Here is a 17,808-nt window from a genome sequence, read left to right on the forward strand (position 1 = left end):
GTCGTTGCGTTTCAATCAGGTACTACGCTTAGCGGCGAAGATGGAAGCTTCGAGCGGACGTTGCTGGTCGATTGCTACTATGCATTGAGTTTGTTTGTCATCGGTGGCATCGACATCGGCACACCACAATCTGGTCCTACCTGGGCGGTCGTGTCACTTTGGGTGGCCTACTTTGCAGCGCCAATTCTCGCCGTTTCGACCGTGCTGGATCTGTTTTTAAGGATGTTTACGCGGCAGCGCTGGCGATTAAAGCGACTGCGAAATCATGTCATCATTGATGGCGGCGACGAGCTTACGCGAAGCTATCTTAGACACCTTCGACAGATAGATCCCAGTCGTCAGGTGGTGGTTTTGCAAGGCGTCGGTTTTTCAGACACGTCACACGAGCAGCTTCGACGGAGCTTCGGTGCGTTGACCTGGGAAGGCGACTTGATCGACGATTTCACCTTTGATCAGCTGCGAGTTAAACATGCAGCTAAAGTTTTATTGTTCTCAAACTACAATCTCAAAAATTACGAAACAGCGAAAGCAATGCTTGATCGACGCCCGGAGCTGGCCGGAAAAATCATTATGAATGTGGATCGCTTACGATTCATGCGGTCGATGTCCTCGTCGCGTATTGCCGAGGCTGTTACCGTGTTTAACGGTTATCAAAGCGCCGCCGAAAGTCTTGTCACAACGCTAGCGGTGCCTCATGTGCGCCAAAATGGTTCAAAGGTGGGCGTTGTCATTGCCGGTTTCGGACGCTTTGGGCAATCTGTCCTTGAGTCGCTTCAGAATGCGCTACCCGATGAAATCGCTGCAGTTGCAGTGATCGAACACGATGCCGAGCGTCGCGTTATGGTGACGCGGGAACAGTTTTCTATATCTACAAATTTTGAGTTAAAAATCCTCCAGGGCGATATGACTCATCCTGGCGTGTGGGAGGACTTGGATGGATTCTGGGATAGGAATCGCCATGACACGCTATTTGTATTCGCCACTAATCGCGAAGAAGACAATCTAAGGTCGGCACTGTGGTTACGTCGACATAACCCTAAGGCCTGGATCTTTGCGCGCACAAGTCGCTATTCCAGCTTTGCACAGGAAGTCGCAGAAGATAACGACATCATCGTATTGGGAATTTCGCAACTGATCGAGCGCTCGTTTCCACAAAGTTGGATTGATTGTTCGATTGAGGATACTGCCGATTTGATCCCTAAAAATGGCTAGTGTCTGTGTGCGCAGTAACGCCCAGAAAACCCCAGCTCAGGCCTTGGCGAGGCAGACGACGCATCTCGGGTTCGCTGGAGCGAAACCCTGTTCTAGAGCGACAAGCGTCTGCAGTACCAATCTAAAACTAACGACACAGACCTGTGGCTGGGCTTGCGTTTTTAGTCGCGCTTCGACGAAAACTCCGGGGATATTCGCAGTCCCGATGATATTGACGCCGCTGCTGGCAGTGAGCTGGAAATGCGCCGGGCGAGGATCAAGGGTGGGCGATTCTTCAGGTGGTCGATGTCGTAGCCGAGCCGCTAAGTCTTCCGCTTTGGTTTCCGACGGTGATGATCGTGCTGATAGCGCTAGGTTTTGCGATCGCGTTTGTATTTGGTTGGATTATCTTTGCGGATATCATCGACAGCGTTGTGTCCCTTTCAATTAAGCGACATTAAGAGCGGTACGCGCGCCTTGGGTACCGGCTCGGGCTATCAATGGCCTTCATTGACGCTTTCGGGGTCCGATTGAAACCAGTCGCTCATTTTGCGTCGGGCGGCCTCTCTGACATCGTCGTCGATATACATCGCCACTGATGCAACCGCGGCGGCCAGCGCCCCTAGATCGTCAGTGAAACCCACCAGCGGAATCAGGTCAGGAATAGCGTCGACGGGGAGTACAAAATACGCAAGCGCGCCGTAGATGACAGACTTGGCCCATTTAGGCGTGTTGGGCGACTGCGCTGCGTAATACAGCCATAGCGACTTCTCGATCACTCCTCGGCCTGCAGTACGTGCATAGCCAGACACTTTGTTCCAGAAGCTCTGCTCGTCAAAGTCATCGTTCACCGTAATGCCCATCCTCTGTTCTTTGGCCTGTGTGCCTTGTGTGAGATCTAGTCGTCATGCAGAAATCGCTGCAATCGCTGCTTGAGTAACTGGTTCTCCTGGTCCAGTTGCTCGCGCTCGCGGAGCAGGTCGATGACCATGGCGATGGCCACCCAATCCAGATCGAGATCGCGGTGCAGATGAATGGCTTTGCGCAGCCATACAACGTGAGTCGCGTCGAAGACCCAGTCGCTCGCACCTTCGCCCTCTGCCGGGGCGACGATCTCATGTTCCACTGCGGCGACAAGTAAGGATTCCGAGATGTCTTCGCATTCGCAGAGTTCATGCACAGTTATCTGCAACGTAGTTATGGTCATACTCATTTCTCCCACTCAGCACGCGGATTGAATGCGGCGCTCTCGGCAAGTTTTTTCCAGATCTCATCGACGCCATCGGTGCCAGCAGGTGGCATCACCACTTTTAGCTGTGCGAAGAGGTCTCCACGTCCCCCTTTGAGAAGCAGGCCTTTGCCTTTGATGCGCAGTTTTTGTCCCGCCTGACTATCCGGCTGTATGGTCAAACTGATTTTCCCTTCGAGGGTTGGCACAGTGACTTTGGCACCGAGCGCTGCTTCCCAGGGCGCCAAAGGAACCGTCACCAGAAGATTATGGCCCTCAATGTCGAACACCGGGTGGGGCACCAGCCGTACGTGGAGATACAGGTCGCCCGCGGGCGCGTTGCCTACACCGGGTGCTCCTTGCCCCTTCACACGTACTCGCGCCCCGTCGGCTGTGCCGGCCGGGATCGTCACCTTGAGCGACTTGCGAACCGCCGTGTTCTGACCGCTCTCATCCCGGGCCGGTATCTGGTAAGCGACGGGCTTTTGAGTGTCTACAAGTGTCTCTTCCAGAAAGACGGGCATCTCAATTTCGAGATCCTGTCCCCGTATACCAAAACCCCGGGACCCAGCGCCCGCTTGCCCGCTGCTGCGAAAACCGCCCCCAAAAACAGAGTTGAAAAACTCCGAGAAGTCGGCCCCGTCCGCCCCAGCGCGCGACTCCCAGCCCGGCGGTGCCTGAAATCCACCGTCGGGTCGCTGACCGCCGTACTCACGCAGTTCATCGTATTCTGCCCGTCGCTCGGGATTCTTGAGGGCTTCGTAGGCTTCTGCAATCGCCTTGAATTTTTCTTCGGCTTCGGGCCCTGGATTCAGGTCCGGGTGCGTCTTCCGCGCGAGCTGGCGGTACGCCTTTTTGATGTCCTTGGCCTCAGCCTTGGGATCGACACCGAGAATCTTGTAGTAATCTTTGAATTCCATAATTTGGGCTTACTCCGGAAACAACCGCCTATCAACTATCAACTATCAACTATCAACTATCCGCTAAGCACTCTTTCCATAATGATACAACGCGGTCTTGGCGGAAAGCCCTGAAAAGCCCGTCCTGACTATGGCCTCCTGACTATGGTCTCCTGATTATGACCTCCTAAGTTTGGCGTGTGCCGGTGCTGTAGCTATGCAGTTATGCAGTTACCTGAGATGCTTACGCTGGTCTAAGGCGCCGAGCTTTGGCTCGCCAGCGACGCACTCATTCAGCGCGCTCAACCCGCAGACTTCGGTATCGCCATCCAAAAGATCCGTCCTTGGGTATTAGCTGGCTTGATTACTGCATAAATGTCCTGTGATAGCCCGACGGGCTCTGCCATGACCAACAATGGTGCAATTTCTATGGGCTTACACACCACACAGAGGAACGAAAATGAGTGCTAACTCAAGCCGGCAACAGGCCATCCAAAACATTGTTAATCGATCCCCGATGGATGTATCCCCGCCCGAAGCTCTCGGAGAAATCTGGGCCGTGGACGTTTTTAACCTAAGCAGGATGGAGTGGGCTCTGTCCAAAACGGCGTTCAAGGCGATCAAGAAGACGGTCCAGACGGGCGCGCCCCTGGATGCCGCGACAGCTGATGTCGTTGCCGCCGCAATGAAAGAGTGGGCGGTCTCACGGGGTGCGAAGTTCTTTTCACACATCTTTTACCCGATGACGAACATTACCGCGGAAAAACATGACGGTTTTATCGTCACCAATTCGGATGGTGGCGCGATCACGGAATTCACCGGGAGCCTACTTATTAAGGGTGAGCCCGACGGATCGTCATTCCCGAACGGTAGTTTGCGCATGACCAATGCGGCCCGCGGATACACCGCCTGGGATCCCACTAGTCCGGCCTACATCATGCAAACGGACAACGGCGCTACGCTGATGATTCCCAGCGTTTTTATGTCTTGGACCGGAGAAGCACTGGACAAGAAAATTCCCTTGCTGCGCTCTAATGCGGCGATGAATGAAGCGGGGCAGAAAGTATTGGCACTGATGGGCGAAACCGACATCGCAACGCTCAACTCCAGCTGCGGCGCCGAGCAGGAATACTTTCTGGTGGACGCGTACTTTGCCAACAGTCGTCCGGACTTGTTGCTGGCCGGGCGCACCTTGTTTGGTGCACCCTCGGCGAAAGGTCAGGAGTTCGACGACCACTATTTTGGTGCAATACCGGCTCGCGTGCAGGTGTTCATGCAGGACTATGAAGATCAGCTGTATAGATTGGGTATTCCCGCAAAAACGCACCACAATGAGGTCGCCCCGGGCCAGTTTGAGATTGCGCCCTATTTTGAGGCAGCGAATGTCGCTGCGGACCACCAGCAGTTGATGATGACTCTCATGAAGGCCACTGCAAAGAAGCATGGCTTTATGTGTCTGCTGCACGAAAAGCCCTTTGCAGGGATCAATGGCTCGGGCAAACACGTCAACTGGTCGGTGGGTAACTCAACGCAGGGTAATCTGCTGGATCCCGGCTCCACCCCTCATGAAAACCTGCTGTTTCTGTTGTTCTGTGGCGCCGTGATTCGCGGTGTACATCTGTACGGTCCGCTGCTGCGTGCAGTAATAGCCACCGCGTCCAATGATCATCGTCTGGGCGCGAACGAGGCTCCCCCGGCTATCCTGTCGGTCTATCTCGGAGATCAGCTCGAAAAAGTATTTACGGACATCAAAGAAGGCAATATTCACAGCGGAGAGCTGGGCGGTGAGATGGATCTGGGGCTGTCGCAAATTCTCAAGTTCGAGCGTGACCCCGGCGACCGCAACCGCACGTCTCCATTCGCGTTCACTGGCAACCGGTTTGAGTTTCGAGCGGTGGGCTCTTCACAGTCAGTATCCGGCCCGCTGGTGGCTATGAATACAATGCTCGCCGACTCGCTTAATTGGATTGCGGGGAAGCTTGAAACAGCACTGGATGGCGGTGCCAGTCAGGCTGATGCGGTAGTTGGCGTGCTCAAAGAGTTGATGAGCGAGCATAGCAACGTGGTGTTCGGCGGTGATGGTTATTCTGCAGAGTGGCATAGAGCGGCTGTGGAAGAGCGAGGTCTAAAAAACATCCCTACCACCGCGGACGCACTGCCTGCACTGCGCGAAGCGTCCGTTGTGGAGTTGTTTTCCAGTACCGGCGTTCTCAGTCCGGTAGAACTGGAGAGTCGCTTCGAGGTGTACGCAGAGCAATACGTACTCTCGATAGAGGTAGAAGCCAAGCTGGTTATCGATATGGCACAGACACTGATCTATCCCGCAGCAACCAGCTATCTTGAAATGCTGTCCAGCACGGCCCAGAACATGTCGATCATGGGCGTAGAGATGGATGACTCCATCGCCAAAATCGTTGCGGGCCACATCAATGCGATGACCGCCACGACAGCGAAATTGCGAGAGGCGCTTGCTACTGAAGACTTTTCTTCCACTGAGGAGCACATGCAATTCTGTGCGAAGAGCATCAGGCCCTTGATGGACGAAGTTCGCGTTGCCGCCGATGCTCTGGAGGGTTACGTCGCAGATGAGTTATGGCCATTGCCGAAGTATCAGGAAATGCTGTTCATTCGTTAAGCACTATATCCGGGCCACCAGCGCGGCTGGGGCCCGGCAGACAGCTATTGATCATTAGCGGGGAGCATCGACAGTCACTCAACGGATGTTGCCTTGAAATCACTGCTTTCAGCGACTTCATAGAATAGCGGCAGGATATCGGGGTCGAATATGCTGCCAGACTCCTGATCAATAATTTCCATGATCTGATGGTGTTGTTTGGTCCGATGATACGAGCGCGTCGTGCCCATGGCATCGTAAGCATCTACGATATTACCGATTTAATCTCAGTCACCGCGATATCGAAGATCTGCTAGCTGAGCGAGGTATCACTGTCAGCCGCGAACCAATCCGGCTCTGGAGCATCAAATTCGGAGCTTTGTGGTCTGGAGAAGTTAACGTGCCAGCGCCGTTTTGCAGACTGTTGTGTAGCGGTAACGTGGGTCTATACTTGGTCTATCCCAACACTGGGGTACAGGCGAACAAAAGAATGCAGGTAACGAATCATCAAGCTTTCGACGGTGCTGCGGGGGCGCAGGCAAGTTCAAAAGGCTTGCCCGCGCTTTGCCGTGTTGTTGCGCTGCTTATGCTGTTGGTCGCGGCTTACCCGTCATCTGCAGAACTGTTATTGGCACTGGGTACACAGTACGAGGACAGCGTCGCCGATGTTGTAGTTGAGCCCTGCGATGACGCTGACGCCAATTTCACCCAGATTGTTAATGTCGCATTCTCGGCCTCACTCTATGCACTGGGTGAACCAGTCGTCCTAAGTGGTAGCTCTGCGCACTATTCGCCTGCACAAGCTCGCGCTCCCCCATACCCCTTCTCCTGATCCGTCGTACCACCGAATTATTGGTTTGATTAAGCCTTGCGCAATCAGGCGAGCTGCGTGCGTGCCGTGCAGCGAGGCAATGGAGAAAACAATGTCTGAGTTTAAGCACCTTAAAACTGTGCCGCTCGCAACAATCTCGCGAATCCAAAGACCTCAGGTTAATGTGCCGGTTACGGTGAGCAGTCCGGCAACTGCGGTACTTACAGACTTCAGTCTGCAGCAGCCACTTGTACTGGAACATACCACTACGATTGACGAAGCCGAGGCGCTGATGAAAAAAACTCACGTGCGCCTGAAGCTCGTCGTTGATGCCCGCGATGCCTTCAAAGGCGTTGTGTCACTGGCAGATCTATTGTCGGTGAAAGTGATGCAGGCGGTGAAGCGCACCGGGGTAGAGCGTAGCGAACTCACGGTAGAGTCGGTGATGACGAAAAAAGACGCCATGCTCGCTGTCGACATCGCGTCTCTGAAGGCCGCAAAAATTGGCGACCTACTCCTAACGATGCAGTCTTTTGGTGACCAGCATGTGTTGGTGGTGGATGGAGTCGATGGCAGTATTCGTGGCCTCGTGTCGGCCAGTGATATAGCGCGACGCCTGAATATCCCCGTGACTATTAACGAGCGTGCTAACTCGCTTGCGCAAATTTACCAGGCCGTACGTCAGGCTTAGTGTGAGTGCTTTTTCTCTTGCTGCTCCTGCGCCTGGATCCAAGGTATCCAAGATTTCGCCCAGCGGAGACTGGCAGAAAATTTCCGCTGCCACGATCACCGGAAACGTGGCGTCCTACACCATAGTAGATAATGGAAGTCTTGATCTAAATGGGGCCTCAGGCACTATCGAGGACCGCTGTCACCGCAGCGGTACGCCAATAATCGGGCGGAGCAATCGCATGAGGCAACGAGGGTCAGGGAGCGGGGCATGCGCAAGTTCAAATCAAGCCCAAGCGCAGGCCTTCGTGACTGCCCATGCCGCTGTAACTAATCTATTTAACCTTGGCAGGCATCTGGTTCGGGCTCGGCATTACCGCAATCTTAGGACGAATGCGTTCAGTGAGTGGAGCAGGGCGGGTGCGTGAGAATCAAGGCCAGATTACGGTGGTTTTTAAAAGTTAACTTGCCGATACCTGCGCGGGGTTAGGGCGCATACCCCTGCGCTGTGCATCCACTTTTGATGCTCGTTGGGTACACTAGCCCTAAACTTGTGTGAGCAAATTAATGACTAATAACAATAATGGGTCTTCGGAATTTGACGTTGTGATCGTGGGCGCCGGCTTTGCCGGTATGTACCAGTTAAAACGGATGCGCGAAGCGAGTTTTAGTGCGGTCGTGCTTGAGACTGCTGATGACGTTGGCGGGACCTGGTACTGGAATCGCTATCCCGGTGCCCGCTGCGACATTCTCACCGTCGACTATTCGTATAGTTGGGACCGGGAACTCGAAAAAGAGTGGGTTTGGTCCGAGCGCTATGCCACCCAGCCCGAAATTTTGCGCTACGCGCAATTCGTGGCCGACAAGCACGACCTCCGTCGCGATATCCGCTTCAATACGCGTGTTAACGCCGCTCGCTGGGACGAGGAGCAACGCAGGTGGGTAATCACTACGAATGACGGTGGCCAGCTCAATGCGCGCTACTACGTGATGGCCACCGGCTGCCTGTCGATGCCCAAAGTACCTGACGTTGCCGGTAGCGAGCGTTTTACAGGTGAGGTGTATTTTACGAGCACCTGGCCTCACGACGGCGTGGACTTCAGCGGCAAGCGCGTAGGCGTGATTGGTACGGGCTCGTCGGCGGTGCAGTCTATTCCACTGATTGCTGAGCAATGCGAGCAACTCACGGTGTTTCAGCGCACGCCGAACTTTGCGATTCCTGCGCGCAACGGCGCGATCTCCGAAGAGCGTATTGCAGCGTACAAAAAAGACCCCGTGGCTTATCGTGAAGAAGCGCGCTGGTCCGAGATTGGAGTGCCCAGAGAGCGACCGCAGCTGAGTGCGCTCCAGGTCTCCGAAGAAGAGCGGAGTGCGCGTTACGAGGCAATGTGGGAAGAGGGCGAGCTTCGCGCGGTCGGTGCGGTGTACAACGACATTCTTACCAACGCTGACGCCAACGATACGATGCGGCGCTTTATCAACGATAAGATTCGCGCGAAAGTGGATGACCCGGCGATTGCGGAACTGCTCTGTCCTGATAATCATTATGTGGCGTCCAAGCGCCCCTGCCTCGACACGAATTACTTCGAGACCTATAACCTCCCACATGTGAAGTTGCTTGATCTGCGTGACGATCCTATTGCTACGATCACTGAGACCGGCATAGACACGGGTAAGGCTTCTTTTGAGTTTGATGCCATCGTCTTTGCCACGGGGTTTGATGCGATGACGGGTGCGCTGGTGGGCGTGGATATTATTGGCAGCGATGGTTTGACGCTGCGCGATGCCTGGGATCACGGGCCGCAGACCTACCTGGGTCTCATGAGCGTGGGTTTTCCTAACCTATTTATGATCACGGGTCCGGGTAGCCCGTCGGTACTGTCAAACATGATGGTGTCCATCGAGCAGCACGTCGATCTGATTACTGACACGCTCGTCAGCTTACGAGAAAAGGACTTTGACCGAATTGAGCCGACGGAACTCGCCCAGTCTCGCTGGGTTGAGCACAACAATGAGTTTGCGGACCTCACACTGATGCCTTCGGCAAATTCCTGGTACATGGGCGCGAACGTGCCCGGCAAGCCGCAAGTCTTTCTACCCTACATCGGGGGAGTAGATCGCTACCGGACCGCCTGTGATGAAGTGGTGGCACGGAACTACCTGGGATTCGCTCTGAACGGGCCCAGTGGTCAACAGGTCAACGACGGGATCATCCGTGAGCTCAAGCCGGACGTGCAGTTGCTTCTCGAAGCTATTGCGGAGCTCGACCTGCCACCCATGGAGACCATGGGTGTCGACGGAGCCCGGCAGTTTATGATCGAGTCCGGGGCGAGCATGCCGCCGGGGCCAGACGTTGGTGAGATCATGGACGGGACACTGTCCGGCGCTGACCGCAGTGCCCTGGAGTACCGTCTCTACCGTCCGCCCTCGGGTGGTCCTCACCCCATTACGGTCTACTTTCATGGTGGTGGCTGGGTGTTGGGGAATGCAATCACGGACGATCCGCTTTGCCGTTATCTCTGCCTGCATTCAGATTCTATTGTCATTTCGGTTAATTATCGTCACGCCCCCGAAGCCCGTTTTCCTGCGGCTGCCGATGATGGGCTCGCCGCTGTGACCTGGGTTTCAGAGCATGCGCAGGAGCTTGGAGGAGTACCCGGCCGTCTTGCCGTGGCTGGCTGGAGCGCCGGCGGTAACGTTGCTGCCGTCGCGGCGCAGCAGGCGAGGTTTGCCGGTGGCCCCGAGATATGCGGGCAGGTGTTGCTGTGCCCAGCGACCGATGGCACGGATCGACGGCCGTCGCATCATGAGAATGCGGAGAACCTAGGGCTGACTCTCTCGCTGATGGATTGGTTCTGGGATAACTATTGTGACGAGGGCAATCGATCGGATCCAAAGGCCTCGCCGCTACTTGCACGCGACCTCTCGGGGCTGCCACCCGCACTGGTGCTTACCTGTCAGTTTGACCCCCTGCGGGACGAGGGTGATGCCTACGCCGACGCGCTCAAAGGCGCGGGAGTTAAGGTGCGGCACTTGGAATGCGAAGGTCAGATTCACACGTCGATCCCGGCCGTAGATGTGGTGGTGACTGCCGAATATGCAAGGGAGGCAATGGCTACAGCCTTGCGTGAATTTTTCGGTGAGCCATCGCCGGTTTCAAGCGGGCTATAGACGCAATTTGGAGCGACAAAGAAGCGAAGAAAATAGCACGGATTACCCTGGCTACCTTGGTCGTAGCCTTGGGCATTGGCGGGTCTCTCGATGAATTCATCACGAGTATCAAGCTACAAAGAGAGCCCGGCACCCAAATCGTGCGTGAGGAATGGGTCAGTAGTGCAAGACACAGCACTAAGTCGCACTTGTTGCCCGGCTCACGCAGCTGGGCTCGAACCAGCGACCCAATCATTGACAGTAAGGCTGGGAGGCGATTTTGGGGGCTGCGCAATACGCCTCGATCTCTGTAAGCCGCTAACGCCTTGCTTTTTCTTCCCGCCGAGCCCTTTTGGTCAGCGGCGTACCATCTGCATCAACGGTACTTTCGGGCTTCTCGCCCTTTGCCGTCTTTGATGCGCGGCTACGAGTAACTAGCCGCAGGGTTTCCGCATCACGCAATTGGGTCGCGTTCTTTTCGAGGGTATCCAGCTCTTCAAAGCTGTATAGGTCCTTCTTCAACTTCTCTATTCTATTCACGTTGTGCTCTTATGAGGGGTGGCCAGAGTCGGATGCTCTGCGATCGACGAGTATTACACGGAGGCAATAAAAAAGGGCTGCATCGCTGCAACCCCTTTGATATCTATCGAAATATGGATCCGCCTGCTGGGCTCTAATCAGCGACCCAATGATTAACAGAAGCTCTGAGAGGGGCTTTCAGCCGCTGTAAGCACAAGATTTCTAAGCCTTTATCAGCTGCGAAGATCCGCTGCAATTCATATCCGAACCTCTTCCGAACCCGGTTTGGAGGGTAATGCCTCTAGAGCGTCAGTAAGCCCAAGAAAGCCAACGCAAAAGCCAAGCCGAAATCCGAACCAGTGCAGCTTTTTGCTGAGCGCCTCGCCTGCGCGAGAGAGCTCATCGGAGCGCTACTTGTATGTTGATAAGGCCCAGGGGGAGGGGGCCATGCCGACGAGCTGTTCGCAATCAGTCTCATCAAGCCTCGCTGATGAGTTGATTTCAACTTCCGCTTCCACCTCTTTCAGGACATTCGCCTAAGCCAAACCAACTGCCTGTATTGGCAGAAACACCACACAGCGGTCGTACCGTTCGCTAATAACCTATATAAGAAAGGGTTATAACGTGTCGGTTTTTTTTACACTTCCGATTACTTCTAATTTGGACGTTTCTGCCAGCCTTTGATTTCTATAGTTATAAAATAGTTGGTATGGTTCGTGCTTATGCAAACCCATATGCGTAGTTAAGTTCGAGTAATTCTCTGCGGAAGCAGTGGGTCCCTACCCGCTTCGAGACGCAAACTTGTTGACTTTAAATTGGTGACCAGCGTCATGAGCAAAATAGCTATCAAGTGTGCGTCTTTTGTCCTTCCGTTCTTTTGCTTTTCCGCGGCTAATGCGGGGCCAATAAATTTTTTTACGGAAGATTTTGAATCCTTTGCACAGGGTCCCACTGCTTGTTTCGGCACACAGACTTTGTCTAACGGGTGGCTGAACGACACGGGCGACAACCTGGACTTTGTTGCAGACAGTGGTAGGACTCCTTCAGGTTCAACTGGCCCAAATGGGGTGGATTCCAACCCAGGCAGCAGCACAGGGAAATATCTGTACATGGAAACTAGCTGCAATAGCAATGGCAATATCGCTAATTTGCTCTCTCCCATATTTGACTTGTCAGCGAGAAACGGCACGGGTGTATCGTTTGCTTACCATATGTATGGAGCGACCATCGGATCACTACACTTCGATACCAGCTTAAATGGGGGAACCTCTTTCACAAACGACTTTGAGGCGGCGATAGTTGGAAATCAGGGCAACCAGTGGCTCGTTAAAACCATTGATCTCTCACAATTTGACGGTGAAATCGCGTTCCGTCTTCGATTAAGAGGAATATCAGGAGCTAGCTTTACAGGCGATATAGCCTTGGACGACTTTCAGTTTTTTGCGGACTCGACAGTACCCGCACCTGCGACCCTCGCTCTCATGGGCCTCGGTCTCGCGGGGCTTGGTTGGAAGCGCCGCAGGAAAGCGTAAACAGAACTTCTGATGCACTAGCCCACTTCGGTGGGCTTTTTATTGCCTGAAACTTGAGAATGCTAATGTCTCAAAGTAGGCGAAAGCGGTAGTAGCGGCCAAAACCCGACAGGGTCACACGCGTACCCACCTCGGCCAATGCGCTGGAAAGATCACTCGATAGGTGTACCGATTAACTTCCACTTACCGCAGGAGGAAGTCGATATGTACCCAACAATCATTCAACAACCAGTTCATATTCCATGGAATAAAGGAAAGCTATCGGGACAAAAGCGTCCGCTGAAACTTCAAGAAATCTGGGCGATAAGGATTCGATTACAGCTTCAGGAGCGCAGTCGTGAGCTGGCATTGTTCAACCTGGCCATCGACAGCAAGCTGAGAGCCTGCGACCTCATGGCGCTGACGGTCACGGACATCGCTCAAGGAGGCCGAGTGCAGTCCAGAGCGCAGATCGTGCAACAGAAAACTGGCAGGCCTGTTCAGTTTGAGATCACGGAGCAGACGAGGCTGTCGCTCGACCGATGGATCACTGAGGCGGGCTTGCTGCCCCCTGACTACTTATTTCCTAGCAGGGTGAATAACTCACTGCACCTATCCAGGCGACAATATGCCCGTATTGTTGACCGATGGGTGACTGAAATTGGCTTGGACCCGTCTCTTTACGGAACACACTCGCTCAGGAGAACGAAGGTCTCATTGATCTATCGCCGGACGAAGAATCTTCGCGCAATCCAACTTCTGCTTGGGCATACCAAGCTGGAGAGTACTGTTCGTTATCTGGGGGTCGAAGTGGATGATGCGCTGGTATTGTCCGAGCAAACGGAAGTGTGAGTGATGGCAATGGGCGGCTCCCCCCTTGAGTCGCCCATTGCTGCTCCCGCAAACTCCACAGATAAGGCAGCAACCACCTCGAAGCGGCCGAAGTCAGGCAGCGAATTCAATCAATTTCATGTCCGCTTTCGGCCAACAGGCGACATATCCGCGCTCAATTTACAGGCACAAAAAAGCCCGCTCAAGGCAGGCTCTTTATCAAGCTTTCAGTCTACGCCTTCTTGCGGCGCCTCCACCCAAGGCCAGCAAGGCCAAGGCCGAATAGGGCGAGGGTGGCGGGCGTTGGCACATCAACAAACCGCAGTGTGATCGAATCCGCCGTCCCACCGCTGCCCCACGACCACGTGTAGTCGCCTGGTGTAACGCCGAGCGTCTGAAAAGTGGCTCCACTAAACACTGCGCCAGCCGATGGCAATACGGCGCCGCTGACATAGCCAACGGGGAGAAAAATGCTTGCCACGTTTGGGCCTGCATTGACGCCGAAAGCTCCACCTGAGGTCGCTGTTGCAAAAACAGTGTCGTCACTTGTTCCGTAGCCGTATCCACCAAGGCCAAGGCCGGTAAAGTTCCGTGTCACGGCTGATGCGGTGTACTGGTACACGGTGGTCACCCCGGTACCTAATGTAAAGTAGGCGTTGGCGGGCCTTATTCGGGCAGAAGGATACCGCGTACTCGGCCCACTAAGCCCCGCTAGGTTCAGCGTACTGTTGGCATCCAAAGATAACGAAACACCTCCATTTTCCTGCACCGCAGTCACAATAACTCCAGAATAAGATTGCGTGCTGATCGTCAGCAGCATGAGAGCAAATGTGCGTTGTATGCACCTGATCAAGGTGTCACTTCCAAAAAATGAGTTGTGCATTCGTTTATCGCCATCAGGATGTCTGCAATATCGACGCTAGAATCGTGCCAGTATTGGCATTTTTTAACTGTATTAATCTTTTAACTATTTTTTTTGCGGGCTCAGGAATGTGAGTGTAAAAAAACCTGACACTCCGCCACCAGTGAGAGTCCACAGTCGAAAGCGGTCATCGGCCCAAGATTCTCCCAACGACTCAAAGTTGGTTTTGCCCCTGCTCAGTGGACAGTTTCTAAAGATCCTGCGGACTGCTTCTCGAAGTCTACGGGACTGATGTTGCCAAGGTAACCATGCCGTCGTTTCCTGTTATAAAACACTTCGATGTAATCAAAGATATCAGCACGTGCCTCTTCGCGTGTCCTGTATCGCGTTCGATTTATCCGCTCTCGCTTGAGTAGTCCGCAGAAGCTTTCGGCAACAGCGTTGTCGTAGCAGCTGCCGGTGCTACTCATGCTGCACACGATATTGTGTTTTGCCAACTCATTGCGGAAGTCGTCACTCGTGTATTGACCGCCCCGATCCGAGTGATGGATCAGATCGCATTCAGGGTCTCTAGCGTCAATCGCCATTCGCAATGCATCAACTACGATGCGGCGGCTCATCCACTGGCTCATGGACCAACCGACCACTTTCCTTGAGTACAGATCGAGCACAACGGCCAAGTACAGCCAGCCTTGATTTGTAGCTACATAGGTAATGTCTGCGACCCATCCCTGATTGGGTTTGGCTGTTGCGAAGTTCTGCTTGAGGAGGTTTTTTGCAACACGGTGCCCGGGTTCTCGCTGTGTGGTCACTCGGTAGCGGCGCGTAGGACAACCGCGCAAGCCCTCTAAACGCATAAGCTGCGCGACTTTATGCGACCCACGGGGCGACCCTCATCTGCCAGCTCTGCTCGGATTCTTGGGCTACCGTAGACGCCCTTGCTTTGCGCGTGGATGCGTTTGATTTCGCCTAGTAACTCTCGGTTACGTATTGATCGATTGCTCTCTGGGCGACTCTTAGCCGCATAGAATCCGCTGCGAGACACGCCCAGCAATCGGCACATGAGTTGAACTGAATAACGGTCGCGACAGCGCTCGATGCAGGCGTACTTCACTTCGATTCCTTGGCGAAGTACGCCGCCGCTTCCTTTAGGAAGTCTCGTTCCTTTTTGACTTGGGCTAGCTCGCGCTTAAGAGCAGTTACTCCATCATCGCGACTCACGCCCTTGCCAGGGAAAGCGTCTTTCCCGAGTACTTCCAATTCATATCGCCAGCGTCTGAATTGCCGGGTGCTGATATCGAGTTCTTCGCAGACAGCTTTATCAGTCGTGCCTTCCTCTGCTGCTCTGCGTACAGCCTCTTGCTTAAACTCTGCGCTATAACGTTTGTACGGCTTTGGGTTCGTCATATGACACCTCCAACGGGCTTTCTGGCCCTATTCTAGGTGTCCACGGATTTAGGGCAAAACCAGTGCGTCGAAAGCGGTCATCGGCCCAAGATTCTCCCAACGACTCAGAATAGGCGAAAGCGGTCTCTGGCGATGTCGCAACACACCTCAAGGCGGTCGTTCGTTCGTGTGTGAATCAAATAGTTTGAGATTTTGACTCGCGCCGGTTTCATAGCAATGATAGCTTTCTGCATTATCGGGTTTTGAGGGAGGCTAGGACTCTATGAGTGAAACCTATGTCGACGCGACTGATGAATCAGCGTTGAGTTTGTTTGCCAGGAATATTAGTGGTGAGGTCGTTATGCTGAATCTGCTGAGATTCCGAGCGGTCGCCGATTACGCTGACTTTCCGGATCTGGCTCCGGAGCGGGCGATTTCAGGTCGAGAGGCGTATCAGCGATACATCGATCATACGCGGCCTTTTTTACTGCAGTCTGGCGGGGATATTGAGTTTCTGGGCGAAGGTGGGAAATTCTTTGTCGGTCCGCAGGACGAGCACTGGGATCTGCTAATGCTGATTCGTCAGGACTCACTGCAGAGCTTTGTTGCTTTTGCGACGAATGAAGCCTACGTCGCAGGTGTTGGTCATCGAACGGCTGCGCTGGAAGACTCGCGACTGCTGCCGTTGGAACGATATAAAGGCCATAACATTACCGGTCAGAGATAATAGGCTGTGGCTATCTCCTCCTCCTGAGGTCTGGATCATCCTCCAGCGCACCAAGAATATCTGCAATTGCACCTAGGGCACCCCAGTTCATCGCTGATTGTTCTTGGAGTAAAAGTCGGATCGGATGTGAGTATAGCTGCCACTTCTGCTTTTAGGTGCGACCTCAACCGATCGACGCAACACACGCGACAAATCGGTCTGCCGGTGTTGCGTAGTCTAGTGTTTTTCTTGGGCGTTCGTTTAAGCGTCTGGCTACGCGATTGAGCTCGGCCTGCGAATGCACCGATAGATCAGTGCCCTTCGGGAAGTACTGCCTCAAGAGTCGATTGGTGTTTTCGTTGGAGCCTCGCTGCCACGGACTCTTCGGGTCGCAGAAGTAAACCTGTATATCCGTCGCCAATGTAAACTTCTTGTGGGCCGATAGTTCTGATCCGCGATCCCAGGTCAGCGACTTGTACAACTCGGAGGGCAACTTGACCGCTTGTTTAATCAAGGCATTGATAACGGTATTGGTCGTCTTGTCGTCGACCTTCGCCAGCATGACATAACGAGTCTGACGTTCCACCAGCGTCGCTATGTGGCTGCCACGAGACCCGGCTATTAGATCGCCTTCCCAGTGACCCGGTACCGCTCAATCTTCCAATGATGCGGGTCTTTCGCTGATAGATGCCGCATCGGCTATCGAGCCCAGACCTTTTCCTTTGAGCGTCGTGCGTCTTGGCCGACGGATCGTCCGCTGCGTTCTCAAGTGGGCTAAAAGCTCTTTCTTTAAAGCACCGCGGGCCTGGATGAACAAACTCTTGTAGATCGTTTCGTGTGACACGTGATAACGCTCGTCGTCGGGATATCGTGTTTTTAACCAGCCCGCTATTTGCTCTGGCGACCCTTCGAGCTGGAGCTTTATAGTCACCTCCCTCGCAAGCTTTGGCCGTGCAGCCAGTTTGCACACTTTAGGACGAAGTCCTCGCTCCCAAGCAGCGCTCTCCGCTTTGCTGGCTCTGTAAGTAGTATGGCCGTCGTTACGATGAATTTCCCGACTTATCGTCGAGGGCGAGCGACTCAACTGACGCGCTATGGTTCGAAGCGATAGTTGCTGTGCTAGACCCCGCGAGATGACCTCGCGTTCAGCTAGCGTAAGCGCCAGAGGAGACCGCTTTCTTTCCCGAGGACGGATACCGCCATTCTCGGTGAGAATGCGTTGAACAGAGGAATGGTATCGATCAAAGAGCCTGGCGATGTGGTGCATCGAATCGCCTTGTTGCCAGCAATCCCGCATTAAGGCTTTCTGGGCGTCCGTATAGATAATTCGAGTTCGTCGTTTCATTTGCAGCACTCCTTCTCCGTATTGGAAGTTTAGAGTGTTGCGTCGACCGGTTGAGGTCGCCCCACATTGCGGCCTTAAAAGCCACG

At 54.0% G+C, this 17,808-nt stretch carries 13 protein-coding genes and 3 pseudogenes; 9 read left to right on the top strand and 7 right to left on the bottom strand.

The window, feature by feature from the left end:
• On the top strand, positions 1-1,212 hold a 1,212-nt coding region (locus tag ACI9KD_RS05240), incomplete at its 5' end, for an NAD-binding protein (RefSeq protein ID WP_414980107.1).
• 476 nt (positions 1,213-1,688) lie between these two features.
• Here ACI9KD_RS05240 and ACI9KD_RS05245 read toward each other — a convergent pair.
• From ACI9KD_RS05245 to ACI9KD_RS05255, 3 genes are read right to left on the bottom strand one after another with little or no spacing between them, the layout of a single operon-like run.
• On the bottom strand, positions 1,689-2,054 hold the full coding sequence (locus ACI9KD_RS05245; protein WP_414980108.1) for a YkvA family protein: 366 nt from the start codon (positions 2,052-2,054) through the stop codon (positions 1,689-1,691).
• A gap of 35 nt (positions 2,055-2,089) precedes the next feature.
• Positions 2,090-2,398 carry a chaperone modulator CbpM gene (locus ACI9KD_RS05250; protein ID WP_414980109.1) on the bottom strand — a complete coding sequence of 103 codons (309 nt, stop codon included), beginning with the start codon at positions 2,396-2,398 and terminating at the stop codon, positions 2,090-2,092.
• A 2-nt stretch (positions 2,399-2,400) separates the two neighbouring features.
• Entirely contained in the window at positions 2,401-3,339 is a 939-nt protein-coding gene (locus ACI9KD_RS05255) for a DnaJ C-terminal domain-containing protein (protein WP_414980110.1), read from the bottom strand.
• A 439-nt stretch (positions 3,340-3,778) separates the two neighbouring features.
• On the opposite strand from ACI9KD_RS05255, the gene ACI9KD_RS05260 reads away from it, so the two are divergent.
• The 5 genes and pseudogenes from ACI9KD_RS05260 to ACI9KD_RS05280 all read left to right on the top strand — a co-directional run bounded on the left by ACI9KD_RS05260 (position 3,779) and on the right by ACI9KD_RS05280 (position 10,583).
• Positions 3,779-5,953 carry a glutamine synthetase III gene (locus ACI9KD_RS05260; protein ID WP_414980111.1) on the top strand — a complete coding sequence of 725 codons (2,175 nt, stop codon included), beginning with the start codon at positions 3,779-3,781 and terminating at the stop codon, positions 5,951-5,953.
• Between the two features lie 250 nt (positions 5,954-6,203).
• A pseudogene (locus tag ACI9KD_RS05265) lies at positions 6,204-6,308 on the top strand (IS6 family transposase); the annotation flags it as partial.
• 114 nt (positions 6,309-6,422) lie between these two features.
• Complete coding sequence (locus ACI9KD_RS05270; RefSeq protein WP_414980112.1) at positions 6,423-6,764, top strand: hypothetical protein; 342 nt, start codon at positions 6,423-6,425, stop codon at positions 6,762-6,764.
• A 91-nt stretch (positions 6,765-6,855) separates the two neighbouring features.
• Positions 6,856-7,434 (top strand): CBS domain-containing protein, encoded by a 579-nt coding sequence (locus ACI9KD_RS05275; RefSeq protein ID WP_414980113.1) that lies wholly within the window; start codon positions 6,856-6,858, stop codon positions 7,432-7,434.
• 545 nt (positions 7,435-7,979) lie between these two features.
• A complete protein-coding gene (locus ACI9KD_RS05280) occupies positions 7,980-10,583 on the top strand; it encodes a flavin-containing monooxygenase (protein WP_414980114.1) in 2,604 nt (867 codons plus the stop codon).
• 297 nt (positions 10,584-10,880) lie between these two features.
• Here ACI9KD_RS05280 and ACI9KD_RS05285 read toward each other — a convergent pair whose 3' ends face one another.
• Positions 10,881-11,102, bottom strand: coding sequence for a hypothetical protein (locus ACI9KD_RS05285; RefSeq protein ID WP_414980115.1), 222 nt, complete (start codon positions 11,100-11,102; stop codon positions 10,881-10,883).
• Positions 11,103-11,911: 809 nt separating this feature from the next.
• Here ACI9KD_RS05285 and ACI9KD_RS05290 point away from each other — a divergent pair.
• Complete coding sequence (locus ACI9KD_RS05290) at positions 11,912-12,613, top strand: PEP-CTERM sorting domain-containing protein (RefSeq protein WP_414980116.1); 702 nt, start codon at positions 11,912-11,914, stop codon at positions 12,611-12,613.
• Between the two features lie 204 nt (positions 12,614-12,817).
• On the top strand, positions 12,818-13,444 hold the full coding sequence (locus ACI9KD_RS05295) for a tyrosine-type recombinase/integrase (RefSeq protein WP_414980117.1): 627 nt from the start codon (positions 12,818-12,820) through the stop codon (positions 13,442-13,444).
• A 211-nt stretch (positions 13,445-13,655) separates the two neighbouring features.
• Here the strand turns inward: ACI9KD_RS05295 and ACI9KD_RS05300 are convergent, their stop codons facing one another.
• Both ACI9KD_RS05300 and ACI9KD_RS05305 read right to left on the bottom strand, forming a co-directional pair.
• On the bottom strand, positions 13,656-14,201 hold the full coding sequence (locus ACI9KD_RS05300; RefSeq protein WP_414980118.1) for a PEP-CTERM sorting domain-containing protein: 546 nt from the start codon (positions 14,199-14,201) through the stop codon (positions 13,656-13,658).
• A 320-nt stretch (positions 14,202-14,521) separates the two neighbouring features.
• Positions 14,522-15,692: pseudogene (locus ACI9KD_RS05305) on the bottom strand (IS3 family transposase).
• 262 nt (positions 15,693-15,954) lie between these two features.
• On the opposite strand from ACI9KD_RS05305, the gene ACI9KD_RS05310 reads away from it, so the two are divergent.
• Positions 15,955-16,398: a DUF1330 domain-containing protein gene (locus ACI9KD_RS05310; protein WP_414980119.1), complete on the top strand. Its 444-nt coding sequence runs from the start codon at positions 15,955-15,957 to the stop codon at positions 16,396-16,398.
• A 163-nt stretch (positions 16,399-16,561) separates the two neighbouring features.
• Here ACI9KD_RS05310 and ACI9KD_RS05315 read toward each other — a convergent pair.
• Positions 16,562-17,722, bottom strand: a pseudogene (locus tag ACI9KD_RS05315) (IS30 family transposase).
• Positions 17,723-17,808: the final 86 nt, after the last annotated feature.

This window comes from Congregibacter sp. (genome assembly GCF_047617445.1).
Taxonomy (GTDB): Bacteria; Pseudomonadota; Gammaproteobacteria; order Pseudomonadales; family Halieaceae; genus Congregibacter.

What these genes read in the sequence shown, in the direction of transcription:
- ACI9KD_RS05245 (WP_414980108.1), bottom strand. Translation starts at nt 2,054, where the DNA reads ATGGGCATTACGGTGAACGATGACTTTGACGAGCAGAGCTTCTGGAAC.
- ACI9KD_RS05250 (WP_414980109.1), bottom strand. Translation starts at nt 2,398, where the DNA reads ATGACCATAACTACGTTGCAGATAACTGTGCATGAACTCTGCGAATGC.
- ACI9KD_RS05255 (WP_414980110.1), bottom strand. Translation starts at nt 3,339, where the DNA reads ATGGAATTCAAAGATTACTACAAGATTCTCGGTGTCGATCCCAAGGCT.
- ACI9KD_RS05260 (WP_414980111.1), top strand. Translation starts at nt 3,779, where the DNA reads ATGAGTGCTAACTCAAGCCGGCAACAGGCCATCCAAAACATTGTTAAT.
- ACI9KD_RS05270 (WP_414980112.1), top strand. Translation starts at nt 6,423, where the DNA reads ATGCAGGTAACGAATCATCAAGCTTTCGACGGTGCTGCGGGGGCGCAG.
- ACI9KD_RS05275 (WP_414980113.1), top strand. Translation starts at nt 6,856, where the DNA reads ATGTCTGAGTTTAAGCACCTTAAAACTGTGCCGCTCGCAACAATCTCG.
- ACI9KD_RS05280 (WP_414980114.1), top strand. Translation starts at nt 7,980, where the DNA reads ATGACTAATAACAATAATGGGTCTTCGGAATTTGACGTTGTGATCGTG.
- ACI9KD_RS05290 (WP_414980116.1), top strand. Translation starts at nt 11,912, where the DNA reads ATGAGCAAAATAGCTATCAAGTGTGCGTCTTTTGTCCTTCCGTTCTTT.
- ACI9KD_RS05295 (WP_414980117.1), top strand. Translation starts at nt 12,818, where the DNA reads ATGTACCCAACAATCATTCAACAACCAGTTCATATTCCATGGAATAAA.
- ACI9KD_RS05310 (WP_414980119.1), top strand. Translation starts at nt 15,955, where the DNA reads ATGAGTGAAACCTATGTCGACGCGACTGATGAATCAGCGTTGAGTTTG.